The 23,943-nt window shown below is 73.6% G+C and carries 21 protein-coding genes; 12 read left to right on the top strand and 9 right to left on the bottom strand.

Annotated elements, in window-relative coordinates; translation table 11 throughout:
- Positions 1 to 19: 19 nt before the first annotated feature.
- Entirely contained in the window at positions 20 to 1,285 is a 1,266-nt protein-coding gene (locus tag ACZ63J_RS44065) for a serine/threonine protein kinase (RefSeq protein WP_465402634.1), read from the top strand.
- Here the strand turns inward: ACZ63J_RS44065 and ACZ63J_RS44060 are convergent, their stop codons facing one another.
- Genes ACZ63J_RS44060 through ACZ63J_RS44035 form a run of 6 tightly spaced genes read right to left on the bottom strand, consistent with a single transcriptional unit; the run spans position 1,286 to position 9,319 of the window.
- On the bottom strand, positions 1,286 to 3,352 hold the full coding sequence (locus tag ACZ63J_RS44060) for a transglutaminase TgpA family protein (RefSeq protein WP_465402636.1): 2,067 nt from the start codon (positions 3,350 to 3,352) through the stop codon (positions 1,286 to 1,288).
- A complete protein-coding gene (locus tag ACZ63J_RS44055; RefSeq protein ID WP_465402638.1) occupies positions 3,349 to 4,482 on the bottom strand; it encodes a DUF58 domain-containing protein in 1,134 nt (377 codons plus the stop codon). Before ACZ63J_RS44055 ends, ACZ63J_RS44060 begins: the two co-directional genes overlap by 4 nt.
- A complete protein-coding gene (locus ACZ63J_RS44050; RefSeq protein WP_465336264.1) occupies positions 4,479 to 5,435 on the bottom strand; it encodes an AAA family ATPase in 957 nt (318 codons plus the stop codon). Before ACZ63J_RS44050 ends, ACZ63J_RS44055 begins: the two co-directional genes overlap by 4 nt.
- Positions 5,432 to 7,312: a fibronectin type III domain-containing protein gene (locus ACZ63J_RS44045; protein WP_465402640.1), complete on the bottom strand. Its 1,881-nt coding sequence runs from the start codon at positions 7,310 to 7,312 to the stop codon at positions 5,432 to 5,434. The genes ACZ63J_RS44050 and ACZ63J_RS44045 overlap by 4 nt, the downstream gene beginning before the upstream one ends.
- Before the next feature lie 55 nt (positions 7,313 to 7,367).
- On the bottom strand, positions 7,368 to 8,621 hold the full coding sequence (locus tag ACZ63J_RS44040; RefSeq protein WP_465402642.1) for a sensor histidine kinase: 1,254 nt from the start codon (positions 8,619 to 8,621) through the stop codon (positions 7,368 to 7,370).
- On the bottom strand, positions 8,618 to 9,319 hold the full coding sequence (locus ACZ63J_RS44035) for a winged helix-turn-helix domain-containing protein (protein WP_465402644.1): 702 nt from the start codon (positions 9,317 to 9,319) through the stop codon (positions 8,618 to 8,620). Before ACZ63J_RS44035 ends, ACZ63J_RS44040 begins: the two co-directional genes overlap by 4 nt.
- 76 nt (positions 9,320 to 9,395) lie before the next feature.
- Here ACZ63J_RS44035 and ACZ63J_RS44030 point away from each other — a divergent pair, with 76 nt between their 5' ends.
- The 11 genes from ACZ63J_RS44030 to ACZ63J_RS43980 all read left to right on the top strand — a co-directional run bounded on the left by ACZ63J_RS44030 (position 9,396) and on the right by ACZ63J_RS43980 (position 21,592).
- On the top strand, positions 9,396 to 11,090 hold the full coding sequence (locus ACZ63J_RS44030; protein ID WP_465402646.1) for an AfsR/SARP family transcriptional regulator: 1,695 nt from the start codon (positions 9,396 to 9,398) through the stop codon (positions 11,088 to 11,090).
- Between the two features lie 19 nt (positions 11,091 to 11,109).
- The gene (locus tag ACZ63J_RS44025; RefSeq protein WP_465402648.1) at positions 11,110 to 11,769 is read left to right on the top strand and encodes a response regulator transcription factor; all 660 of its coding nucleotides are present in this window, start codon (positions 11,110 to 11,112) and stop codon (positions 11,767 to 11,769) included.
- Between the two features lie 82 nt (positions 11,770 to 11,851).
- Positions 11,852 to 12,643 carry a hypothetical protein gene (locus ACZ63J_RS44020; RefSeq protein WP_465402650.1) on the top strand — a complete coding sequence of 264 codons (792 nt, stop codon included), beginning with the start codon at positions 11,852 to 11,854 and terminating at the stop codon, positions 12,641 to 12,643.
- A 3-nt stretch (positions 12,644 to 12,646) separates the two neighbouring features.
- Positions 12,647 to 13,036 carry a hypothetical protein gene (locus ACZ63J_RS44015; protein ID WP_465402652.1) on the top strand — a complete coding sequence of 130 codons (390 nt, stop codon included), beginning with the start codon at positions 12,647 to 12,649 and terminating at the stop codon, positions 13,034 to 13,036.
- Positions 13,037 to 13,256: 220 nt separating this feature from the next.
- Positions 13,257 to 14,069: an SGNH/GDSL hydrolase family protein gene (locus ACZ63J_RS44010; protein ID WP_465402653.1), complete on the top strand. Its 813-nt coding sequence runs from the start codon at positions 13,257 to 13,259 to the stop codon at positions 14,067 to 14,069.
- Between the two features lie 139 nt (positions 14,070 to 14,208).
- Positions 14,209 to 15,822, top strand: a complete 1,614-nt coding sequence (locus ACZ63J_RS44005; RefSeq protein ID WP_465402655.1) for a carboxyl transferase domain-containing protein — start codon at positions 14,209 to 14,211, stop codon at positions 15,820 to 15,822.
- Positions 15,823 to 15,824: 2 nt separating this feature from the next.
- Positions 15,825 to 17,810 (top strand): acetyl-CoA carboxylase biotin carboxylase subunit, encoded by a 1,986-nt coding sequence (locus tag ACZ63J_RS44000; RefSeq protein WP_465402657.1) that lies wholly within the window; start codon positions 15,825 to 15,827, stop codon positions 17,808 to 17,810.
- Positions 17,807 to 18,961, top strand: coding sequence for an acyl-CoA dehydrogenase family protein (locus ACZ63J_RS43995; RefSeq protein WP_465402659.1), 1,155 nt, complete (start codon positions 17,807 to 17,809; stop codon positions 18,959 to 18,961). Before ACZ63J_RS44000 ends, ACZ63J_RS43995 begins: the two co-directional genes overlap by 4 nt.
- A 40-nt stretch (positions 18,962 to 19,001) precedes the next feature.
- Entirely contained in the window at positions 19,002 to 19,514 is a 513-nt protein-coding gene (locus tag ACZ63J_RS43990) for a GNAT family N-acetyltransferase (protein WP_465402661.1), read from the top strand.
- Positions 19,515 to 19,573: 59 nt separating this feature from the next.
- A complete protein-coding gene (locus tag ACZ63J_RS43985) occupies positions 19,574 to 20,419 on the top strand; it encodes an SDR family oxidoreductase (RefSeq protein ID WP_465402663.1) in 846 nt (281 codons plus the stop codon).
- A gap of 111 nt (positions 20,420 to 20,530) precedes the next feature.
- On the top strand, positions 20,531 to 21,592 hold the full coding sequence (locus tag ACZ63J_RS43980) for an alpha/beta fold hydrolase (RefSeq protein WP_465402664.1): 1,062 nt from the start codon (positions 20,531 to 20,533) through the stop codon (positions 21,590 to 21,592).
- On the opposite strand, the gene ACZ63J_RS43975 is transcribed toward ACZ63J_RS43980, so the two are convergent.
- Genes ACZ63J_RS43975 through ACZ63J_RS43965 form a run of 3 tightly spaced genes read right to left on the bottom strand, consistent with a single transcriptional unit; the run spans position 21,581 to position 23,925 of the window.
- A complete protein-coding gene (locus ACZ63J_RS43975) occupies positions 21,581 to 22,408 on the bottom strand; it encodes an N-acetylmuramoyl-L-alanine amidase (protein WP_465402666.1) in 828 nt (275 codons plus the stop codon). The two genes, ACZ63J_RS43980 and ACZ63J_RS43975, sit on opposite strands and share 12 nt — an antisense overlap.
- A gap of 51 nt (positions 22,409 to 22,459) precedes the next feature.
- Positions 22,460 to 22,675, bottom strand: a complete 216-nt coding sequence (locus ACZ63J_RS43970) for a hypothetical protein (RefSeq protein WP_465336281.1) — start codon at positions 22,673 to 22,675, stop codon at positions 22,460 to 22,462.
- Positions 22,676 to 22,722: 47 nt separating this feature from the next.
- Positions 22,723 to 23,925 carry an acyl-CoA dehydrogenase family protein gene (locus tag ACZ63J_RS43965; RefSeq protein WP_465336282.1) on the bottom strand — a complete coding sequence of 401 codons (1,203 nt, stop codon included), beginning with the start codon at positions 23,923 to 23,925 and terminating at the stop codon, positions 22,723 to 22,725.
- Positions 23,926 to 23,943: the final 18 nt, after the last annotated feature.

Raw genomic sequence — 23,943 nt, 5'->3', positions numbered from 1 at the left:
CGGACAGGACCACGCCGCGATGACGATCGACCACCCGCTCGACGATCTTGTCCCCGTCGGGGACGGGCCCGTGGCCACCGTGCTTGCCGGGGTCGCCGAAGACGGGCAGAGCGCCTTTGCGCTCAAGGTCTTCCCGGGGCCGCTGCCGCGGCGGGTGCGCGCCGGGCTCGAGCGGGAGCTGGCCCGGCTGCGCCCGCTGGCGGCCGGGGCGCCGCTTCTGGTGCCCGATGCCGTCGACGCGCTGCCCGACGGGCGGGTGGCGCTGCGGATGGCCCTCTGCACGCAGTCGCTGACCGAGCTCGTCGGCAGCGCCGGGCCGCTGGACGGCGAGGACGTGCTCGCCCTCGGCGAGGCCGTCGCCGTCGCGCTGGTGGCCTTGCACGGCGCCGGGATCGCGCACGGCGGGGTGTCCCCGGACAACGTCCTCTTCGGGCCGGAGGGCGAACCGCTGCTCGCCGACGCCGGCACGGTGCTGCGCGACGCGTTCGCCGCCGACACCGCCGCGCCGGGGTACCGCGCGCCGGAGACCCTTCGCGCGGCGGTGACCGACGAGCGGACCGACCTCTACGGTCTCGGCGCGGTGCTCCACTTCGCCCTGACCGGGTACCCGCCGCACGGACGGCCACCGTCCGGCGACCCCGCCGCGCACGTGCTGCGGATCCTCAACGAACCGGTCCCGCCGCCCGACCGGCCTGATGTCCCGCCTGAGCTGCTCGGCCTGGTGGGGGCGCTGTTGTCGGCCGAGCCGGCGGACCGGCCGATCGACGCCTCCTACGTCGCGGAGCGCCTGGCCGCCGCCGCGGCAGCGCCCGTTCCGACGGCCCCGCCGCCCGAGCGTGCGCTCGTCGCGGTCGCCGGGCCGCCGTCCCCGCCGAAGTCCTCCGGACGGCTGGGGGTGCTCATCGCCGTGCCGGTGATGGTCGCCGTCGTCGTGGCGGTCGCGGTGGTGCTCCTGCGTGAGGAGCCGGCGCCGCTCGTGCCGCCGCCCGCTCCCGCCTCGGTCCCCGCGGCGCCGCCGCCCGCCACGCTTGTCCTCGACGCGCCGGTGGACCAGGGGACCGCCGTCGAGCTGACCTGGCACGCCGACGGCGCGCAGCTCCGGTTCGCCGTGGTCGTCGCGGCCGAGGGCGCCGCGGCGACGACCCGCTTCACCGGCCAGGACCGCACGCTGCGGGAGCCGGTGACCCCGGGGCTCAAGTACTGCTTCCTCGTCCAGGCCACCGACGGCGTCCGCACGTTCCAGAGCGCGTCCCGCCCGATCCGCGGCGCGACCTGCAACCGCTGATCAGCCCCGGCTGAACAGGGTGCGGGGATCCAGCGCCGCCCGGAACCGCGAGCCCAGGCTCCCGCCCAGACCGGCGCGGACGTCGGCGACCGCGCGCCACGCCGCCGCGGGCTCCTCGCCGGCCGGCCGGCCGGTCCACAGTGCACTGTCCACAAGTGACGCCAGCGTGCGGAGCGGGGCCGGGTCCGGGACGAGCCCGGCGTAGTCCCGCACGGTCATTCCGTCGGTCACCGGGAACCGGTGGTCGCGCAGCCGGTCGCGGACCTCTTCGTACGCGCCGAGCACGCTCCCGGCGCCGGGCCGTCGCCGTCGTCGATGAGCCCGTGCGGCCTTCGCGCCGGGCACCCCCGCGAGCACGAGCACGACCAGCGCCCCCAGCACGGTCAAGATCGTCCCGAGCGGGAACCGGACCCGCGACGAGCCGTCCGCGGCCGGCGCGGACCCGCCCGGGGCGGGAGGAGCGACCGGCGGGTCCCGCAGCTGTGCGGACGGCGCGAGGGACGCCCGGGCCTTCGCGGCGAGAGCGGACGCACCCGACGGCGCGCCGCTGCCGGCCGCACTGCCGCCGGGGTCCAGCGGCACCCAGCCGACGCCGGCCACCGCGACCTCGGGCCAGGCGAGGACGTCGCCGTTGCGGACGGTGTACCCGCTGCCGGCGTCGCGGCCCGGCGGCGGCCGGTAGCCGACGACCACGCGGGACGGGATGCCGACGCTGCGCGCGAGGACGACGTAGGCCGTGGCGAACTGTTCGCTCGTGCCGCGCTTGGTGTCGAGCAGGAACTCGCGCAGCTGGGGCCAGCCGTGGCCGGTCGGCAGCTCCGGGCCGGTCGCGCGGCGGTAGTTCTCGCGGAAGAACCGCTCGAGGACGAGTGCGCTCTCCAGTGTCGGGCGCAGTCCCCGCACCGCGGTGGTGGCGAGCTCGGTGACGCCGGGCGGGATCGTGCCCAGGCTGCCGAGGCCGCCGGGCGCGGCCGGGTCCACCCGGGAGCCGGTCGCGGCGTCCGGGGCCCACCAGCTCAGCGTGTAGTCCACGGCCTGGCCGGGTGCCTCGGCGAGGAGCGAGCCCTGGTGCTCTTCGACGCGCGGCGCGGTCCCGACCACGGCGGCCGGCGCTGCCTGGCTGGGCAGCCACGGGCCCTGGCCGGCACGTACGGAGAGCGTGGCGGTCTCGCGGTGCACCGGGACGGTGAGCGAACCGGGCGGCGCCAGCTCCCGTCCGAGGCTGCGGTAGTCGTCGCCGGAGTGCCACTCGACGCCGTCGAAGTCGTCGAGGACGGCGACCGGCCACCGGTCGGTGTTCGCCGGGCCCTTCACGTCGAAGACCGGCTCCGCGGGCCGGGCCAGCCGCGCGGGGATCTCGTCGAGCGGGCTCGCGGTCCGGACGGCGACCGCGGCCGGGCGCCGGTCCTGCAGCGACGGCGCCGGCTGCGACGGCAGGAGCGCGGCGAGCGCCGCGGCCACCAGCGCCGTGGCGCCGAGCGGGACCGCGGCGGCGAGCGTCCGGCCGGAAAGCCGGCCGCCTCCGGCGGGCAGCAGCGCGGCCGCCACGCAGGCGCCGTAGGCGAGCGCCGCGAGCAGCGCCGTCCAGCCGGCGGCCGCGGAGAACAGCTGGCTGAGCACCACGACCACGGCGCTCGGCGCCAGGGCCACGAGCGGCCGGCGCAGCCGGGTCAGCAGCTCCACCCCGGCCGTCCCGGCGAGCACGACGAGCAGCGGCACGAACAGCAGCAGTCCCGGCTCGGCCCGGGCCGGCCAGGTCGAGCTCAGCGTCTCCCGCCACGACCCGGTCGCGCCCGCGAGGAGCGCGCGCAGAGTGTCCACAGTGGGCAGTCCGGCGAGCGTGGTCCGGAAGAGCACGGTCTCGATGACGGCCAGCAGGCCCGCGACGGCGAGCAGCACCGCTTGCCAGGTGCGCAGCTCCGGGCGCCGGTGACACACTTCGGCCACCAGCGCCAGCACGGCGACCGGCGCCAGTACCGCGAGCAGCAGCTCCGGCAGCCCGAACACGGGCTGGAACAGCAGGCCCGCGACGGCGGTGGCGGCGAGCACGGCCAGGCGCGGGATCACGCGACCTCGTTCCACCGCGCGACCGCCTCGGCCGCGGTGCCGGCGCGCAGCACGAGCAACCCGGGGGCCGAACGCGCGTTGCCGCCGGCCACGCCGAGCTCGAGCACGAACATCGCGGCGAACGCCGGTCGTAGCGCGGCCAGCGCGCCGGGGTCCGCGGCCGCGGTGACGACGGCGAGGCAGCCGCCCCGGGAAGCGCCCCGCAGCAGCGAAACCGGCACCGGGCCCGCGTCCGGCGCGGTCGGCCCGAGCTCGCTCAGCTCGTCCAGCAGGACCCGCAGGGCTTCACCGCCACCGGCGAAGGTCCGGTCCACGCCGCCGGTGGTGACAAGCCGGTTGTGCCGCCCCGCCTGCCCGGCCGCGACCAGCAGCGACGCCGTGAGGTCGACGGCTTCCTCGAACGCGGCGGGCGGGAACACCCCGCGCCGCGTGTCGAGCAGCAGCGTGAACCGGGGCTGCTCGGGGTCGGCGTAGTCGCGCACCATCAGCTGCCCGGTCCGCGCCGAGGCCTTCCAGTGGAGGTGCCGGACCTCGTCCCCGGGCTGGTAGGGGCGCACTTCGAGCAGGTCGGTCGAGCCGCGCAGCGCCTGGTCGGTGACGACGCCTTCGTGGTGGTGGCGCGGGTACCCGGCGGCGGGCGCCTTGGCCGGGTACCGGCGCGGGTGCACCCACAGCGTCGCGGTGTCCCCGGCGGGCAGCTCGTTGACGGCCAGTCCCAGCGGGTCGGCGCGGTGCAGCCGCAGCGGGCCGACCTCCTGCCGGCCGCGGACCGACGTCGGCAGCTCGTACTGCAGGGTCCGCGTCACTCCGGGCAGCGACGGCGGCACCCGGACCGTGCGGGTGAAGCGGCCCGCGCGGTCGGTGGCGAAGAAGCCGGGTTGCCGCCCGCGGGACGTCGCGACCAGCCGCGCGAGCGCCGGTTCGCCGCGCGTGACCCTGTCGGGGTGGACAGACCGTGTCACCTCGACCCGCACGCGCCGGAAGGTGAAGAGCGCGGCGGCCGCCAGGGTGCCCAGGCCCGCCGCGCCGAGCCCGCGCAGCAGGTCGAAGCCGAACCATTCCCCGGCCGAGAAGGCGAGGACGGACAGGAGCAGGACGGTCCAGCCGCGCACGGTCGGTCGCGCGTTCACCGCGTGGTGGTCAGCGGTCCGGGCGCCGGGACCGAGTCCAGCACTTCGCGGACGACGTCGGTGCCGGCCCGGCCGCCGAGCTCGGCCTCGGCCGTGAGGACCAGGCGATGGGCGAGCACCGGCACGGCGACGTCCTTGATGTCGTCGGGGGTCACGTACGCGCGGTCGCCGGTGGCGGCGAACCCCTGCGCGGCCCGCACGAGCGCGATACTGCCGCGCGGGCTGGCCCCGAACCGGACGGCCGGGTGCTCCCGCGTCGCCGCGGCCAGGCGGGCGGCGTATTCGCAGACGCCCCGGTCGACGTGCACCGCGCGGACCTCCGCGATCGCCGCGGCGACGGTGGCCACGTCCACGACGGCCGGCAGGTCGGCCGGGCTCACCCCGGCGGTGCTGCTCATGATCACGAGGACCTCGGTGGCGAGGTCCGGGTAGCCGACGGTCAGCCGCATCAGGAACCGGTCGAGCTGCGCCTCGGGCAGCCGGTAGGTGCCCGCCATCTCGATCGGGTTCTGCGTGGCCACGACCAGGAACGGCCGGGGCACCTCGTGGCTCACCGCGTCGACGGTGACGCGCTGTTCGGCCATCACCTCGAGCAGGGCCGACTGCGTCTTCGGCGTGCCGCGGTTGATCTCGTCGGCGACGACGATGTTCGCGAACACCCCGCCCGGGTGGAAGACGAAGTCCTCGTCCCGCTGCCGGTACACGGTCACCCCGGTGATGTCGCCGGGGAGCAGGTCCGGCGTGAACTGGATGCGGTGCCACGAACCGCCGATGCTCCGGGCGAGGCAGTGCGCGAGCGTTGTCTTGCCGACGCCGGGGACGTCCTCGAGGAGGAGGTGGCCTTCGGCGAAGAGGGCGGCGACGGTGAGGCGCACGATTTCGGTCTTCCCGCGCACGACCCGGCCGATGTTCTCGGCGAGCGCGCGGTAGACCTCGGCTGCGGAGGTGCTCACGAGACTGCTTTCCAGGTGATCGTGGGGGACTTGACGTCGCCGGCGGTGACCCACACGCGGTTGCCGACGCCGTAGTAGAAGAAGTTGTTCGTGGTGAGCGCGCCGGTGGCGTCGGTGCGCACGTCGGCGCCGTCGTTCGAGTAGCCGGAGTCGCTGGAGTGCGGCATCAGGTGATAGGTCGTGTTGGGCGCGAAGCCGGTCATCCTGATGTGCATCCACCCGCACGACGGCGTGTCGTCCGGCTGTTCGCAGTCGTGGTACTCGCCGGTCGGGCGGGCGCCCTGCGACAGCGCGATCGCCGGCTTCGGCGCCGCACGGGTGACCGTGGTCGACGCCGCCGCGCCACGGCCCGCGCTGTTTTCCGCCACCACTCGCACGGTGTAGCTCGCGCCGGCGGAAAGCGTGGGGATCGTGGCCGTGCGCGCGGTTCCGGCGGTGTCGAGCGCGCCCGCGCCCGAGCCGTCCGCGAGGGACCACGACACGCGATACGCGGTCACCGCGGCGCCGTTGGCCGCGGCGGCCGACCACTGGACCCGCGCGCCGGAGCCGGAGACCGTCGCGCGGAGGCCGGGTGGCACCCCCGGCGGGGTGGCCGGCTGGGCGGTGACCGGGGGCGGCGCCGCGCGCCGGGTGGTGCTCGACGGCGGGACCACCGTCTTCGGGGGTTTGGCCGGATCGGGCCGGCCCACCGGTGGTTTCGGCTCCTGCGGCGGTGACGGCGGTGTGTCGGCGGGCGGCGGCGCGACCGGCTGGTCCGCGGCCCGGTCTTCGCCGACCGCGACGTCCCCGACCGAGCCGTCGGGATCGACCACGACGACGTGCTTCCCGCTGTCGCCGTCGACGTACAGCCGGTCGTCCTGGCCGCGGCTGATGCGCGTGTCACCCGGCTCGGGCGGGATCGCTCGCACGCTGCGGCCGCCGCCGTCCGGGCCGTAGGTGCGCAGGGTGTGGCTGTGCCGGTCGAGCAGCGCGACGGCGTCGCCGGTGGTGGCCGGTGTCGCGTAGTCGCCCGGCGGGACGGCGATCGTGACCGGCGGCGCGGCCGGGCGGTCGCGGGTCAGGCCCGCGGTGTCGACGAGGTGCAGGCGGCTGCCCACCGGGTCGAAGAGCGCGATGCGGCCCGCGGTGTCCGCACCGGCCACCCGGGCCGACGGCGAAACGTCGACGCCCAGGCCGACCGCGGGCTCGAGGCCGCCGGCGCCGACCAGGCTGAAGGTGCGCGCGGTGGTGTCGACGTAGATCGCTTTTTCCCCCAGCAGGGTGAGCCCACCGGAGTGACCGGCCGGCGCGGCCGCCGGGCAGGCGAGCCGGTCGGCCCCCTTGTCCAGGTCGCAGATCGCGCCGTCGGCGGGCCGGTTCACCCATACCCGGCCGCCGCGCGCGGCGACCGGCTCACCGAGCGGACCGCCGGCCGGGACGACCGTCATCGCCGGGCCGAGCCGGACGACGGTGCCCGCGTCCCGGTAGACGAGGTAGGGCCCACCGTCCACTTCGAACACGACGGGACGTTCACCGGTGACCGGCGCCGGGACCCCGCCGGTCACCGCGAGATCGGACTTGCCGAACTCCGTGATCCGCGACGGCCCGACGACGTAGGCGCTGGAATCCCCTTGGGCCACCGGAGAACCCGGCGCCAGGTCCGGCACGGCGGCGTTCGCGTCGACCGTCCGGCCCGCGCCGTTGACGTGCGCGACCAGCCCCGAGGCCGCGTTCACGACCCAGTGCCCCGCCGGGGTGAAGGACAGCCCGGCACCCGGGCTGCCGGCTCCGGTCAGCGCGAGCGTGACGGCCACGGCGCCGCCGGCCGCGACGAGCGCGACGGGCAGCCGCGACCGCAGCCGTCGTCCGGCGACCCGCCCCCTGGCTCCCTCACCCACCCGGGCAGATTAGTCGATCGCGGTACTCCGGTGGTCCATCCGGAGTACATCGGGCTCAGGCTTCCGGCGCCCCGATCGGCAGCACCAGCTCGAAGATCGCGCCGCCTTCCCGGGCGTTGTAGACGCGCAGCTCGCCGCCGTGGGCCTGGGCGACCCAGCGGACGATCGACAGGCCCAGCCCGCTCGAGGAGCCTTCGCCGGAGAACTGGTCGAACGCGGCCTGCGCGCGTCCGGCGTCGACCCCGGGACCGTGGTCGGCCACCGTGACGCGGCCGCCGGCGACCGTGATGTGCACGATCGCGAGCGTGCCGGGTTCGTGGCCGTAGCGCAGGGCGTTGTCGAGCAGGTTCGCCACCGCCCGCTGCACGAGGACCGGGTCGGCCTCGACCTCGGTGGGCGCGGCCGTGAGCGTGACCTGGGCGTCGCCGGCCGGGGTTTCGCGGACGACGGCCGCGACGAGTTCGTCGAGCCGGACCCGCCGCAGGTCGAACTGGTCCGCGCCCGCCGACAGCCGCGCGCGGACGAGGAGCCCGTCGATGATCGCGCCCATCCGCCCGGCCAGCCGCACGGTGCGGGGCAGCAGATCCGTGCTGCGGGCGGGGTTGCGCAGTGCGGTCTCGGCCAGCGCCCGCAGCGCGGCGACCGGCGTGCGCAGGTCGTGCGCGGTCTCGGCGATGAGGATCTCCTGCTGGCGCAGGGCGTTCCCGGCCGGCCGCAGGGCCCGCCCGGCCGCGAAGTACCCGGCCGCGCCGGCGACCCCGACGAGGACGGCGCAGGCGCCGGCGAGCAGCAGCGCGCGCTGGTCGTGGGCGGCGTCCGACGGGCCGGCGTCGACGGCGGCGACCACCGCGCCGGTGAAGCGGCCGCCGGGCTCGCGGAACGGCTCCGCGTGGACGCGGACCGGCCCGTCGCCGCCGTCGATCGTGGTGGTGAGCTGGGTGCCGGCCGCGGCGGCCTGCCTGGCCAGCTCGGTTAACGCCGGTTCACCGACGGCCACGCAGGTCCGCGCCGACCGGAACGGCGCGAAGCCGCCGTCCGCGGCGGGCAGCACGGCGAACTGCGGGCATTCACCGGTCAGCGGGTCGCGCGCCGCGTCGACGGTCACCGCCGCGTTGTCGTAGTGGACCAGCCGGGTCACGGTCGAGGTGACGCGCTGCAGCTGCGCGTCGAGTGTGAGGTCCCGCTGCCGCCCGTCGTCGCGGACCAGGAGCCAGCAGAAGAGGATCAGGCCGACCGCGTTGAACCCGGCGAACACCCAGACCAGCAGCCACCGGACGCGGCCGAGCCGGCTCGCCGAGGAGGCGCTCATCCGGGCAGCCCGAAGCGGTAGCCGCGACCGCGGACGGCGTGGACCAGCTCGGGCGGGCCGAGCTTCCGCCGGATCCGGCGCACGACGACGTCGACGACGTTGGACATCGGGTCGGTGCTGCCGTCCCAGCAGTGCTCGATCAGGTCCGAGCGGCTGACGGCGGCGCCGGGGTGCGCCATCAGGAACTCCAGGACCGAGAACTCGCGGGCGCCCAGCGCCAGCGGGGTCCCACCGCGGACGGCCTCGTGGCGGACGGTGTCGAGCGTGAGGTCACCGACGCGCAGCACACCGGGGCGCGGGGCCGGCCGCCGGCACAGCACCGAGACGCGCGCGCACAGCTCGGCCACGGAGAACGGCTTGCCGAGGTAGTCGTCGGCGCCGTGTTCGAATCCCGCGACGCGGTCGGCGACGTCGGCGCGGCCGGTCAGGAAGACCACCGGGACGGTCCAGCCGGCCTCGCGGCGCTGCCGCACGTACCCGATCGAGTCGCCGTCCGGCAGCACGCGGTCGAACACGACGCACGCGTGCGGGCGCGCGGCGAGGGCGGCGTCCGCGGTCGTGATGTCGCCGGCTTCCCCGACGTCGAAACCGGCGGCGCGCAGGTCGGTCACGACGGCCGCGCGCAGGTCGTCGTCGTCCTCCACCACGAGCACCCGGGTCATCGGGTCCCCCACCCCCTCCTCGTTCCGGCCGATCATGTCATCGAAACGTCATGGAGGGCGGAGCAAGGTGGTTGCCGGAGGCCGCGAGGGGCGGCCGGGGGCAGGAGGAACGGTGCTCTTCCAGGTGCTGGGGCCGGTGGCGGCCCGCGACGCGGACGGCCGGGCGATCGAGCTCGGCCCGGGCAAGCCCGAGCTCGTGCTGGCGAGCCTGCTGCTGCGCGCGGGCGACTGGGTGTCGGTGGACGAGCTCGTCGACACGACCTGGGCCGGGCGCCGCCCGCCGCCATCCGCCGAAGCCAACCTGAAGACCTACATCTGGCGCCTGCGGCGGGTGCTCCCGGCGCCGGACGGCGGCAGCCGCATCGAGCACCGGCCGGGCGCCTACCGGATCCGCGTCGCGGAGTGCGAGCTGGACGCGCGGCTCGCCGCGGACCTGGCCATCCGCGCGGGGGACGGGCTCGCCGCCGGCGACCATGCGAGTGCCGCCGCGCTGGCCACCGAGGGGCTCGCGCTGTGGCGCGGGCGGCCGTTCGAGGGGGTGACCGGGCGAGCGACGGCCGTGGCGGCGGCGCGGCTGGCCGAGCTCGGCTGGTCGCTGCGGGAGACGCGGGCCCGGGCCTGGCTGGCCGCCGGCCGGCACGGTGACGCGGTCGCGGCCCTGCGCGCGCTGACGGCGGAAGACCCGCTGCGCGAGGGAACCTGGGCGCTGCTGGTGGAAGCGCTCGCGTCGGCGGGACGGCGCGGGGAGGCGCTGGCGGCCTACAGCGACGCCCGCCGGGCCCTCGTCGCGGAGCTCGGTGTCGACCCGGGCCCGATGCTGCTGGCGGCGCACGAGCGCGCGCTGGCCGGCCCGTCGCCGGTCCCGTTCGGCCCCCGCCGCGAGCTGCCCCGGGACGTGCCCGGGTTCACCGGACGCGAGGCGGAGCTGCGGGACGCGAGCGAGGTGCTGGCCGCGCCGGTGCGCGTCGCCCTGGTCGAAGGCATGCCGCGGGTCGGGAAGTCCGCGTTCGTCGTGGCTTTGGCCCACCGGCTGGCCGGGCAGTTCCCGGACGGCCAGTTCCACGTCGACCTGCGTCACGGCGCCGCGACCCCGGCCGAGGTGCTGGACCGGCTGCTGCGCGCGACCGGCGTCGGCGCCGTGCCCACCGACCTCGGGGAGAGCGCGGCGCTCTGGCGGTCCCGGATCGCCGGGCGGCGGATCCTGCTCGTGCTGGACGACGCGGCGGGCGAGGCGCAGGTCGCGCCGCTGCTGCCCGCCGGGTCCACCGCGCTGACCCTGATCACGACGCGGACCGGGGACTGGCACGTCCCCGGCGCGCGCCGGCTGCGGCTGGCGCCCCTGCCGGACTCGGCCGCCGAGGACCTGCTGCGCGCCGGCGCCGGCGACGACCGGCTCGATGCCGACCCCGCGACGCTGCGCGCGTTGCTCGACCTGTGCGGCGGCCTGCCCGGGCTGGTGCGGGCCGCCGCCGACCGGCTCGCCGCGCGCCCCCATTGGCGGCCCTCGGACGTCCTCGCCTGGCTCGACGGCGAAATCGGGCAGGGCAGCGGGTGCGCGGCCGCGCTCGCCTCCAGCGTCCGGCGGCTGCCGGTCGCCGAACGGAAGGTGTTCGCGCTCTGCTCGAAGGGGCAGGTCGACCCGCTGCGCGTGTCGCGGCGGCTCCGGATCGGCGCGCCCGAGGCACGGCGGCTGCTGGAACGGCTCGTCGACTGCAACCTGGTCACCGCACGCGTCGCCGGCCGGTACACCGTCCACCCGGTACTGCGCCGGCTGGCGGCCGGGCCACCGGGCGCCCATGTCGCGTGACCGCGTTATCGTTCCCTTTGTGCGAGTGCTGGTGGTCGAGGACGACGAGGACATCCGCGCCGCCGTCGAGTTCACCTTGCGCGACGCGGGTTTCGCGGTCGACGCGGCGGCCGATCTCGCGTCGGCCGACGAGCTGCTCTTCGTCAACTCCCACGACTGCGCGGTGTTCGACCGGATGCTCCCGGACGGCGACTCGCTGCCGTTCGTGCGCGAGCGCCGGGCCGGCGGCTGGACGGTGCCCGTGCTGTTCCTCACCGGGCACGACAGCGTCGCCGACCGCGTCGCGGGGCTGACCGAAGGCGACGACTACCTCGGAAAGCCGTTCGCCGTCGCGGAACTGGTCGCGCGGGTGCGGAACCTTTGCCGCCGGACCGGCGCGGAGACCGCGCTCCCGCTGCGCCACGGCGACCTCGAGCTCGACCCCGGCCGCCACGAAGTGCGCCGCGGTGGCCGCCTGGTTTCCTTGACGGCCAAGGAGTTCGCCGTCCTGCACCGGTTGCTGGCGGCCGGGGGCGCGGTGGTGTCCCGGGAGGAGCTCGTCGCGGTCGCGTGGGACGAGCTGGTCGCGCCGTCCTCCAACGTGGTCGACGCGGTGATCGTCCGGCTGCGCCGGAAACTGGGGCCGCCCCCGGTGGTGCACGCCCGCCGCGGAGCCGGGTTCCTGCTCGCCGAAGCCTGATGTACTTGCGCTGTACCGGTGTTGGACGTGCCCGGGCGACGATCTCCCGTGGAAGCAACGGCTCGATTTCCGGGAGCAGACGATGAGCAAAGCGAACAGGGTGGGCCGGGCCGCGGTGTACGGGATCGCCGGGCTGGCCACCGCGGCGCTCGGGGCGACGGCGGCCAACGCGTTCGTCACCGACAGCGGTCCGGCGCCCGCACCGGTCGCGCAGCCCGGCACCCCACCGGCGGTCAAGACGGCTCCGGCGCCGGCGGTGAAGCCGTCGACCGGGAAGACCGCGACGACGCCGAAGACCGCGACAGCGCCGAAGACCGCGACAGCGCCTAAGGCGGCGACGGTGCCTAAGGCCGTCAGCCCGGCGAAGAAGGTGACGCCGGCGAAGAAGATCCGCGTGGCAACCCCCGCGGGACACCGGCCGACGGCCGCGCCGCACCGGGTGGTCAAGGCCGCCACGACCCAGGCGAAGCCCGAGCGCAAGCGGTTCGTGGTCCAGGCGGCGGCCAAGCCGGTTGTCCCGGCCGCCGTGGCCGGTCCGGCGGAGAGGGTCCTGGCGCACGCCGAGCAGCACGTCACGGCGGCCGAGCAGGAGCTCTCGAAGATCAAGGACGATCTGGCGCAGCTGCGGAAGACGCTGCGACCGGACACCCACCACAAGCACGACGCGTCGCACGAACAGGCTGGACGCAAGAAAGCTGCGAAGCACGAGAAGGCCACTCCCGCGCGGACGGTGCGCAAGCAGGTCGTCCCGCCGCAGCGGCCGGTGCGGGACATCGGCCCGTGCAAGACGGTCCGGACGTCTTCTCAGGGCGTGGGCGCGTCCAGCGCTTCGTCGGCCGTCGTGTGCGGCAACGGCACGGTCCGGGTGGGCTGACACGTGGGCGTCAGCATCGCCGAGCGGCCGAGGTTGTCGCTCCGCGCCGCCCGGGCGCGAGCCGGCCTGTACCGGTCGCCGCGGCTGCCGCGGTACATCGTCGTGCCGGAGTCCGTCTGGCTCGGGCAGCGGGCGGTCCCGGAGGCCGACGACGAGCGCGCCGAGACCGCGCCGGTGGAGGAGTACTACTACCGGCACCCCGAGCGCCCGCCGATGAGCCTGGGTGCGGTGAGCACGTTCGGCGGGGTCGTCGGGGCGGTCTTGGCCGGGCTGGCCCCGGGGGTGCTGATCGCCGGGCCGGCCGGCCTGGTCGCGGGGGTCGCGGCCGGCCTGTTCGGCGGCCTGATGGGCCGCGAGCTGGCAGGCGAGCTGTACGAGCGTCGCGCCGGTTGAGGGGGGCCCGGATGCCGCCCGGACCGGCAACGGTTCCGGCGGCATCTTCCGGCGGTTCCGTTGCCGGTCCCGGCCCCCGAGTTGCCGGTCGCCGCGCTCGAGTTGCTGGTCACCGCACTTAAGTCGTGAGCCAAGAGAGTTACTTACAGGTAATCGTCCTTCCTCGTGGGAGCTGCACCTGCTGTGCTATTTCAGTCGGCTCTGTCACAGAGGAGTGACCATGGCTGTTCGCACCCGTAAGTTCCTGCGTCCACTACTGCGGTTGAGCACGGCCCTGGGGGCCGTCGTCCTGTCCACCCTCGGCGTCACGGGCCTCGCCCAGGCCGCCGGGACCGTCTACGCCGCGCTCGGCGACTCCTATTCCTCCGGGACCGGAGCCGGGAGCTACGGCAGCTCCGGGAGCTGCTACCGCAGCTCCAACGCGTATGGGCAGCTCTGGGCCAACGCCCACAGCGGCACGTCGTTCGCCTTCCTCGCCTGCTCGGGAGCGAAGACCGGCGACGTGATCAACCAGGCCAACTCGATTCCCGCGGGGGCGACGCTGGTCACCGTCACCGTCGGGGGCAACGACGCCGGGTTCACCGACGTCATCACCACCTGCACGCTGGGCAGCGACTCGGACTGCGTCAACCGGGTCAACACGGCGAAGACCTACATCAACAACACCCTGCCGGGGCTGCTCACCAACACCTACAACGCGATCAAGGCGAAGGCGCCGGGGGCGCGTCTCGTCGTCCTGTCCTACCCGCGCTTCTACACCGTGCCCGGCTCCTGCTGGGTCGGGCTCAGCGACACCAAGCGCTCGGCGATCAACTCCGGCGCGGACACCCTGGCGTCGGTGCTCCAGCAGCGCGCTTCGGCGGCCGGGGCGACGTTCGTCGACGTCCGGCCGTCCTTCGTCGGCCACAACATCTGCTCGTCGGCGGACGACTACCTGCACAGCCTCACCTGGCCGGTGGTCGAGTCCTACCACCCGACGCCGGCCGGGCAGTCGGGCGGCTACTACGCCCCGCTGCGCGCGGCGATCGGCTGAACCTCACGTCCTGAAGGGCCTCCTCGCGGCCGGCATGTCCGCGAGGGGGCCCTTTGCCGCAATCCGGCGACTGGACACCCACGTTAGCGGTCGCTAACATCGGACCGGAGGTTAACGACCGCTAACTTCGAGGGAGCCCATGGACACGCCGGCACTGGGGACGTCTGCAGCCCCGGACAGCGAGGCTTACGCCCGCAATGCGACATCGCACGCGGAGCTGGTCGAGGACCTCCGCAAACGTTTGGCAGCCACCCGCCTGGGCGGCCCCGAGAAGTCGCGCACCCGGCACGTCGAGCGCGGCAAGCTGCTCCCGCGCGACCGCGTCGACACACTGCTGGACCCGGGTTCGCCGTTCCTCGAGCTCTCGCCGCTGGCAGCAAACGGACTGTATGACGACGAAGCGCCGTCCGCGGGCATCATCACCGGGGTCGGGCGCGTCTCCGGCCGGGAGTGCGTGGTCGTCGCGAACGACGCCACCGTCAAGGGCGGCACGTACTACCCGATGACGGTGAAGAAGCACCTGCGCGCCCAGGAGGTCGCGCTGCACAACAACCTGCCGTGCGTCTACCTGGTGGACTCCGGCGGCGCGTTCCTGCCCAGGCAGGACGAGGTCTTCCCGGATCGTGAACACTTCGGCCGGATCTTCTACAACCAGGCGACGATGTCCGCACGCGGCATCCCGCAGATTGCTGCAGTGCTGGGCTCCTGCACCGCGGGCGGCGCGTACGTCCCGGCGATGAGCGACGAGGCCGTGATCGTCCGGAACCAGGGCACGATCTTCCTCGGCGGCCCGCCGCTGGTGAAGGCCGCGACCGGCGAGGTCGTCACGGCGGAAGAGCTCGGCGGCGGCGACGTCCACTCGCGCCAGTCCGGCGTCACCGACCACCTGGCCGACGACGACGCGCACGCGCTGCGGATCGTCCGCTCGATCGTCTCGACGCTCGGGCCGCGCACGCCGCGCCCGTGGGACGTTCTGCCGACCGAAGCGCCGGCCGTCGACCCCGCGGAGCTGTACGGCGTCGTCCCGACCGACCCGCGCACGCCGTACGACGTGCGCGAGGTGATCGCGCGGATCGTCGACGGCAGCCGCTTCGGGGAGTTCAAGAAGGAGTACGGCTCGACGCTGGTCACCGGCTTCGCGCGGATCCACGGCCACCCGGTCGGCATCGTCGCGAACAACGGCGTCCTGTTCGCCGAGTCCGCGATGAAGGGCGCGCACTTCATCGAGCTCTGCGACAAGCGCTCGATCCCGCTGCTGTTCCTGCAGAACATCACCGGCTTCATGGTCGGCAAGGCGTACGAGGCGGGTGGCATCGCGAAGCACGGCGCGAAGATGGTCACCGCCGTCGCGTGCGCGCGGGTGCCGAAGTTAACGGTCGTTATCGGCGGCTCGTTCGGCGCCGGCAACTACTCGATGTGCGGCCGGGCGTACTCGCCGCGGTTCCTCTGGATGTGGCCGAACGCGCGGATCTCGGTGATGGGCGGCGAGCAGGCGGCGTCGGTGCTCTCGACGGTCCGTCGCGACTCGATCGAGGCGCGCGGCGGCGAGTGGTCCACCGAGGACGAAGAGGCCTTCAAGGACCCGATCCGCGAGCAGTACGAGGCCCAGGGGAGCCCGTACTACTCCACCGCGCGGCTGTGGGACGACGGCGTGATCGACCCGGCGGACACCCGCACGGTGCTCGGTCTCGCGCTCTCCACCGCGGCCAACGCGCCGCTGTCCGATGTCAACTACGGCGTCTTCCGGATGTGAGCATGTTCGACTCAGTGTTGGTCGCCAACCGCGGCGAGATCGCGGTCCGGGTCATCCGCACGCTGCGGGCCCTCGGCATCCGCGCGGTCGCCGTCTACAGCGACGCGGACGCCGACGCCCGGCACGTCCGCGAGGCGGACACGGCGCTGCGCATCGGGCCCGCGGAGGCCGCCCGCAGCTACCTTTCGATCCCGGCCATCGTGGCCGCCGCGGTGTCTTCCGGCGCGCAGGCCGTGCACCCGGGATACGGCTTCCTGGCGGAGAACGCCGAGTTCGCGCGGGCCTGCGAAGCCGCCGGGCTCGTGTTCATCGGGCCGCCGGTCGGCGCGATCGACGCCATGGGCGACAAGATCCGCGCCAAGGCGACGGTGTCGAAGGCCGGGGTCCCGGTCGTGCCCGGCGCGTCCGATGTGGACATCCCGGCCGGCGGGTTCGCCGAGGCCGCCGCCGGCGTCGGGTACCCGTTGCTGCTCAAGCCGTCCGCCGGTGGTGGCGGTAAGGGCATGCGGCTGGTCCACGGTCCGGACGAGCTGGACGCGGCCATCGAGTCCGCCCGGCGCGAGGCCAAGGGCTCGTTCGGCGACGACACGCTGCTGATGGAGCGGTTCGTCACGACGCCGCGGCACATCGAGATCCAGGTGCTCGCCGACACGCACGGGAACGTCATCCACCTCGGCGAGCGTGAGTGCAGCCTGCAGCGGCGGCACCAGAAGATCATCGAGGAAGCGCCGTCGGTGCTGCTCGACGAGGCCACGCGCGCCAAGATGGGCTCGGCCGCGGTCGAGGCCGCGCGCTCGGTCGGGTACGTCGGCGCGGGCACCGTCGAGTTCATCCTCTCGGCGCACGACCCGGACGAGTTCTTCTTCATGGAGATGAACACCCGGCTGCAGGTCGAGCACCCGGTGACCGAGCTGGTCACCGGCCTCGACCTCGTCGAGTGGCAGGTCCGGGTGGCGGCGGGCGAACACCTGTCCGTGGCGCAGGACGACGTCGTCCTGAACGGGCACGCCGTCGAAGCCCGGGTGTACGCCGAGGACCCGGCGCGCGGGTTCATCCCGACCGGCGGCACCGTGTTGGCGGTGCACGAGCCGTCCGGCGACGGCGTCCGCGTCGACTCGTGGATGACGCGCGGCGCGGTGATCGGCTCGAACTACGACCCGATGCTGGCCAAGGTCATCGCGTGGGGCCCGGACCGCGCGGCCGCGCTGCACCGGCTCGACCGCGCGCTGGCCGACACCGCGTTGCTGGGCGTCGGCACCAACACCGCATTCCTGCGGGGCCTGCTCGCGGACACCGACGTCCGCGAAGGGCGTCTCGACACCGAGCTGGTCGACCGCCGGCTGTCCACTTTGGTCTCTTCGGACGTCCCGGCGGAGTTCTTCGTCGCCGCCGCGCTGGACCGGTTGCTGGAGCTGCAGCCGTCGGGGTCCGTTGTGGACCCGTGGGACATCCCGGACGGCTGGCGGATGGGCGGTTCCGGCGGGGTCACGTTCCGGCTGAAGTCCGGCCAGGCCACGGCCGTGGTCCGGGTGCAGGGCACGCCGTCGGCCGCGGTCGTCCAGGTCGACGACACCGCGCCGGTGGAGGTCTCCGCGCGTCGCGAGGGTGACGTCCTGGAGGTCCGGCAGGCCGGTGGGTTCCACCGCTACCGCCAGGCCTGCGGTCTGGACCGGACGGTCTGGCTGGCGCGCGACGGACTGAGCTTTCCCTTCGGAGAGCAGGAGTTCGTGCTCTCGGCGCGGGGTGAGGCCGCGGGCGCCGGGCCGGTCACCAGCCCGATGCCGGGCACGGTGCTCGTCGTCAAGGTCGCCGCGGGTGACGTCGTGAAGGCCGGGACGCCGTTGCTGGTCGTCGAGGCGATGAAGATGGAGCACACGGTCACCGCGCCGATCGACGGTGTGGTCAGCGAACTTCCCGTCCGGGCGGGCCAACAGGTCGCGCTCGACGAAACCCTTGCCATAGTTACGCCCCAAGAGGAGCAGCAGTGATCGACTTCCGCCTGGACGAGGAGTACGAGTCCCTTCGCAAGACGGTCGAGGACTTCGCGCACGCCGAGGTCGCGCCCGTGATCGGCGAGCTGTACGAGAAGGAAGAGTTCCCGTACGAGATCGTCGCGAAGATGGGCGAGATGGGCCTGTTCGGCCTGCCGTTCCCCGAGGACTTCGGCGGCATGGGCGGTGACTACTTCGCGCTGTGCCTGGCGCTGGAGGAGCTCGCCCGGGTCGACTCGTCGGTCGCGATCACCCTGGAGGCCGGGGTTTCGCTCGGCGCGATGCCGATCTTCCGCTTCGGAACGCAGGAGCAGAAGGAAAAGTGGCTGCCGTCGCTGTGCGAAGGCACGGCGCTGGGCGGCTTCGGCCTGACGGAACCGGGCGGCGGCTCGGACGCGGGCGCGACCCGCACGCGTGCCGCGATGGACGGCGACGAGTGGGTCGTCAACGGCAGCAAGGCGTTCATCACGAACTCGGGCACCGACATCACGAAGCTGGTCACGGTCACCGCCGTCACGGACGTGATGGAGAACGGCCGCAAGGAGATCTCGGCGATCCTCATCCCGTCCGGCACCCCGGGCTTCGAGGTCGCGCCGAAGTACTCCAAGGTCGGCTGGAACTGCTCCGACACGCACGAACTGTCCTTTTCGGACGTCCGCGTCCCGGTCGAGAACCTGGTCGGCGTGCGGGGCCGCGGTTACGCCCAGTTCCTGTCCATTCTGGACGAGGGCCGCGTCGCGATCGCCGCGCTGTCGGTCGGCCTGGCGCAGGGTTGTGTGGACGAGTGCCTGCAGTACGTGAAGGACCGCGTGGCGTTCGGCAAGCGGATCGGCGAGTACCAGGCGATCCAGTTCAAGATCGCCGACATGGAGGTCCGCACGCACACCGCGCGCCTGGCCTACTACCAGGCGGCGTCCAAGATGTTGCGCGGCGAGCCGTTCAAGAAGGAGGCGTCGATCGCGAAGCTGGTGGCGTCCAACGCGGCGATGGACAACGCGCGCGACGCGACGCAGATCTTCGGCGGCTACGGGTTCATGAACGAGTACCCGGTGAGCCGCTTCTACCGCGACGCGAAGATCCTCGAGATCGGCGAGGGCACGAGCGAGGTCCAGAAGATGCTGATCTCGCGCCACCTCGGAGTCGCCTGAAAGCGGCCCGCGCGTGCCCGCCGTCCGGTAGACAAGGGGCATGGACAACACCGTCATCCGATCGGGTGACTCTGGGGACGTCGGCACGTTGCTGCGCTTCTTCGACGAAGCCGTCGAATGGCTGGTCGCCCGGGGCAGCTCCGGGCAGTGGGGCACCGAGCCGTGGAGCGGTGTCCCGAAGCGCGTCGAGCGCGTCACGGGCATGGCCGCCGACCCCGGCCTGCGGATCGCGATGGTCGACGGCGAGCCCGCCGGCGCGCTGATCGTCTCCGAAGAGCACGACCCGCACGTGCCCGCCGTGGACGAGCGTGAGCTGTACGTCCGGTTCCTGATCACGTCGCGGCGGTTCACCGGCCGGCGTGTCGGCGCGCGGCTCGTCGAGTACGCGCTCGACGAGGCGCGGCGGCGCGGCATCGACCTCGTGCGTGTCGACTGCTGGGCGGGTGGCGACGGCGCCCTGCAGCGCTACTACGAGGGCCAGGGCTTCAAACCGACCGTCCGGTTTTCCGTGGACGAGTGGGTCGGCCAGGTGCTGGAGCAACGCGTCGGGTAGCGCGATCGGGCTTCGCGAGCGACACTGTTGACGCGGTGCCAACAGACGAAGGAGTCGCCATGGCCGAGACGCTCGCGGGCAAGGTCGTCGTCATCACCGGCGGCGGGCAGGGGATCGGCGCGGCGACCGCGTCGGCGCTGGCCCGCCTGGGCGCGCGGGTGGTGATCGGCGACCTCGACCAGGTCCGCGCCGAGAAAACCGCCGGGGAGCTGGACGCCGAGGCGCTGCCGCTGGACGTCACCGACACCCGCGGCTTCACGGAGTTCCTCGACGAGGTCGAGCGCCGCCACGGCCGCATCGACGTGCTGGTCAACAACGCCGGGATCATGCCGCTGGGCCTGCTCGAAGAGGAGAGCGACGCGACCACCCGGCGTCAGCTCGAGATCAACCTGCACGCGGTCATCCACGGCACGCGCGAGGCGGCGAAGCGGATGCGGCCGCGGCGCAGCGGGCACATCGTCAACGTCGCGTCGTTCGCGGGCAAAGCGGGCTTTCCGGGCGCGGCGACGTACTGCGCGACCAAGCACGCCGTGGTCGGGCTGTCCGAAGCGGTGCACCTGGAGCTGCACGGCACCGGCGTGCACGTCTCGTGCGTGATGCCCGCGATCGTGCGGACGGAGCTCGCGAGCGGCCTCGGCGAGGCGAAGCTGTTCAAGTCGGTGCGCGCGGAAGACGTCGCCGACGCCGTCGTGGCGACGTTGCGGAAGCCCCGGTTCGACGTCTTCGTGCCCCGCTCGTTGGGTCCTATGGGCAAACTCACGGGACTGCTTCCGCGGCGAGCCGCCGAAGCGCTCGCGCGAGCCCTGAAGGCGGACCAGCTTTTGGCTTCAGCGGCCCATTCCCCGGCTCGCGCGGACTACGAGGCGCGCGCCGCGGAGAGCGCTCCCGGGACGGCCCCGGAGTAACTCGGACGGCCTAGCGTCTGTCCGAATTGGACGGGGCGGGTGTTGAGTCCACCGGCCTGACCCGGCAAGATTGGCGGGAAGTGCCCGGGGGACGTCCAGGAGGACCGAGAAATGGCTTCACCGCCCGCACGGCTGGCCGCCGCGGCGTCGAACGTGGTCGGCAAGGTGCTGCACGGCGGCGTCGCCGACCTGCGCCCGATGCCGCGGGTGCTGATCGACCAGGGGCCCAACCGCTCGGTGTACCGGATGACGCACAGCGGCGGGAAGGTGTCCGGGCCGCCGGTGCTGCTGGTGCCGCCGCTGGCCGCGCCGGCGATCTGCTTCGACCTGCGCCGCGGGTGCAGCCTGATCGAGCACCTGGTCGAGGACGGGCGCAACGCCTACCTCGTCGACTACGGCATGGTCGCCTTCTCCGACCGGCGCCTGGGCATCGAGCACTGGATCGACGAGGTGCTGCCGCGCGCGATCCGCAAGGTCAGCGCGGACAACGGCGGGCAGGCCGTGCACCTGGTGTCGTGGTCGCTCGGCGGGATCTTCTCGCTGCTGGTGAACGCCGACCAGCCGGACCTCCCGATCGCGTCGATCACCGCGATCGGCTCGCCGGTGGACTTCACGGCGATCCCGATCGTCGCGCCGTTCCGCCCGCTGGTGGACCTCACGGGCGGCCACCTGCTGACGCCGATCTACCGCGCGTTCGGCGGCGCACCGTCCTATTTGGTCAGCCGCGTGTTCCGCGCGACGGGCATCAGCAAGGAGATCACGAAGCCGATCGCGATCCTCTCGCACCTCGACGACCGCGACTACCTCGCCCAGATCGAGGCGGTCGACCACTTCATGAGCAACATGTACGCCTACCCGGGCCGCACGTTCGGCCAGCTGTACCACCGGTTGTTCCGCACGAACGACCTGGCGGAGGGCAAGGTGGACCTCAACGGCCGCATCATCTCGCTGTCGTCGGTCCGCGTGCCGACGCTGGTGGTGGCGGGCGAGAACGACACGATCGCGCCCCGGCCGTCGGTGGAGCGGGTCGTCGAGCTGCTGGACAAGGCGCCCGAGGTCCGCTTCAAGACGGCCCCGGGCGGTCACCTGGGCGTCCTGACCGGCCGCAAGGCCCGCGGCACGACGTGGCGCTACCTGGACGAATTCCTCGATGACCGGATCTCAGCCGACTAGGTCGATCTCGAACGGCTCCGCCGCGCTGTAGCGGACGTCGGCCCACACCGCGCCGGGTAGTTCGTAGCGCCGGTGCGACGTCAGCTTCGCGTCGTAACCCGCTCTCTGCGCGGGGTCGTGGCCGATGCCCGCGTGGTCCGAGCCCCACGCCAAGATGCCCGGCACCCACATCGGCCGCGCGGTGCCGTCGCCGCCCAGCCGCGGCCGGACGACCACCGCCGCTCCGGCGCCGCCGGACAGGAAGACCCGGACGATGTGCTCGCCGTTGTCCGGCGGAGTGACGGTGACGCGCTCCAGGATCTCGACCTCCGCGCGTCCGACGGGCCCGGCGCCCGACGGGTTGGCGGCCCGCTCGCGAAGCCACGCGGTGTCGATGCCGACGGGGTCGATCTTGCGGCCGGGCGGAACGCAGACGTCCTTGTGACCGGCGTAGCGCTCGACGCCGCGAGACATGTACCGAAGCAGCGCGCCGACCAGCCTCGGATAGGCGTCCAGCTGCGCTTCGGTCCAGACACCGGCGCCCGCGGACTCCGCTTCGATGCCGAGGAACTCGTCGTTGAGGTCGTAGAACCCGAGCCAGCGCGACGCACCGGCGTGGTACGCGCACCCGGCGGCGACAACGTAGATCGTCCCGCTGCGGCCGAGCCCGAGGTTGCACAACGGCCCGGCGAGATCGGGGCGGCCGTGGGTGACGACGCCGAGCGAGGGGTAGTCCCCGGGCGCGGAATCGGCGGTGGCGGTGTGGTGCCCGACCACCCCTTCGACAACGCGCATCCCGCCGTGCCCGCGCGTCTGCCACCCGGCGACCTCGACCACGGGATAGCCGGTGCTGCGAGCGGCGTCGACGAGCCAGGGGACGTACAGGGCTCAGCCCTCCAGCGCGTCGTAGGCGCCGGCGTCCGCTTCGGGCGCGTCATGTGCGGCGATCCGGGCTGCAAGCGCGGCGCGGGCTTCTTCGAGAGTCTTGGGCTGCTGCCGATCGGCGTCCCAGCCTTCGGCGTCCCACTCTTCGGGCGTCTTGATCGGAGTGACGTCGCCAGGCTCGTACACCATGGCGACCTGGGTCTCGACGGGTTCGGTCACGATCGGCCTCCGGACCGCGAGAGTACCGGAGGCCGACCGCCCACCGCTCATTTCAGTTCGGCGCTGGACTTCCCGAGGATGCGCCTCGCGACGATCAGCTGCTGGATCTGCTGCGTCCCCTCGAAGATGTCGAGGATCTTCGCGTCCCGCGCCCACTTCTCGAGCAGCGACTCTTCGCCGTAAGCGCCGGTTAACTCGACGCACTTCAGCGCGATCTCCACCACCGAGCGGCCCGCCTTGGCCTTCGCCATCGACGCCTGCAGCGAGTTCGGCTTGCGGTTGTCGGCCATCCACGCCGACTCCAGCGTCAGCAGGTACGCCGACTCGTAGTCGGCCTCCAGGCGGAGGAACTCGGCCGCCGCCGCGTGCTGGGTGTTCGCCGGGCGGTCGTAGTCGATCGTGACGCCGGCTTCGGACAGGATCCGCCGCGTCTCCTCCAGCGCTGCCCGGGCGACACCGATCGCCATCGCTGCCACCAGGGGGCGCGTGTTGTCGAACGTCTGCATGACGCCGGCAAAACCCTTGGCGGTGTCGATTTCGGGTGTGCCCAGCAGGTTCTCCGCCGGGACGCGGCAGTTCTCGAAGCGCAGCACCGCCGTGTCGGAGGCGCGGATGCCGAGCTTGTGCTCGACGCGCACCACCTCGAAGCCCGGCGTGCCCTTCTCCACCACGAACGACTTGATCGCCGCGCGGCCCTTGGTCTTGTCGAGCGTCGCCCACACGACCACCGCGTCGGCGCGCTCGCCGGACGTCACGAAGATCTTCTCGCCGTTCAGGACGTAGTGGTCGCCGTCGAGGCGGGCCGTCGTGCCGACCGCCGCCGAGTCCGAGCCGAACGCGGGCTCGGTGATCGCCATCGCCGCCCACATGCCGGAGAAGCGCTCGAGCTGCTCGTCCGTCGCGACCGAGCCGATCGCCGCGTTGCCGAGACCCTGACGCGGCATCGACAGCAGCAGGCCGACGTCACCCCAGCACATCTCGATCGTGCCGAGGACGACGTTCAGGTTCGCGCCGTTGCGGTTGCCTTTCTCCTTCTCGTCCTTCGAACGCCGCACGCCCGCCGCGCCCGCGCCGCCCTCGCCGGAGGAGTTGAGCCCGTCCAGCAGCGCCGCGAACATGTCCAGCTCGGCCGGGTAGGTGTGCTCCGCGCGGTCGTACTTGCGCGAGATCGGCCGGAACACCTCGGCCGCGGCCTGGTACGCCTGGTTGATCAGGGCACCGGCCTTCTTGGGAGCTTCCAGGTTAATCATCGTTAACGCCTTTCGCGA

It is taken from the genome of Amycolatopsis sp. NPDC104863, assembly GCF_055582965.1.
This window is presented reverse-complemented; position numbering and strand designations above follow the sequence as displayed.

Coding starts and splice junctions, on each gene's coding strand:
- ACZ63J_RS43985 (WP_465402663.1), top strand. CDS start 19,574: ATGGCCGAGACGCTCGCGGGCAAGGTCGTCGTCATCACCGGCGGCGGG.
- ACZ63J_RS44000 (WP_465402657.1), top strand. CDS start 15,825: ATGTTCGACTCAGTGTTGGTCGCCAACCGCGGCGAGATCGCGGTCCGG.
- ACZ63J_RS44010 (WP_465402653.1), top strand. CDS start 13,257: ATGGCTGTTCGCACCCGTAAGTTCCTGCGTCCACTACTGCGGTTGAGC.
- ACZ63J_RS44005 (WP_465402655.1), top strand. CDS start 14,209: ATGGACACGCCGGCACTGGGGACGTCTGCAGCCCCGGACAGCGAGGCT.
- ACZ63J_RS43965 (WP_465336282.1), bottom strand. CDS start 23,925: ATGATTAACCTGGAAGCTCCCAAGAAGGCCGGTGCCCTGATCAACCAG.
- ACZ63J_RS43990 (WP_465402661.1), top strand. CDS start 19,002: ATGGACAACACCGTCATCCGATCGGGTGACTCTGGGGACGTCGGCACG.
- ACZ63J_RS44065 (WP_465402634.1), top strand. CDS start 20: ATGACGATCGACCACCCGCTCGACGATCTTGTCCCCGTCGGGGACGGG.
- ACZ63J_RS44020 (WP_465402650.1), top strand. CDS start 11,852: ATGAGCAAAGCGAACAGGGTGGGCCGGGCCGCGGTGTACGGGATCGCC.
- ACZ63J_RS43980 (WP_465402664.1), top strand. CDS start 20,531: ATGGCTTCACCGCCCGCACGGCTGGCCGCCGCGGCGTCGAACGTGGTC.
- ACZ63J_RS44040 (WP_465402642.1), bottom strand. CDS start 8,621: ATGAGCGCCTCCTCGGCGAGCCGGCTCGGCCGCGTCCGGTGGCTGCTG.
- ACZ63J_RS44035 (WP_465402644.1), bottom strand. CDS start 9,319: ATGATCGGCCGGAACGAGGAGGGGGTGGGGGACCCGATGACCCGGGTG.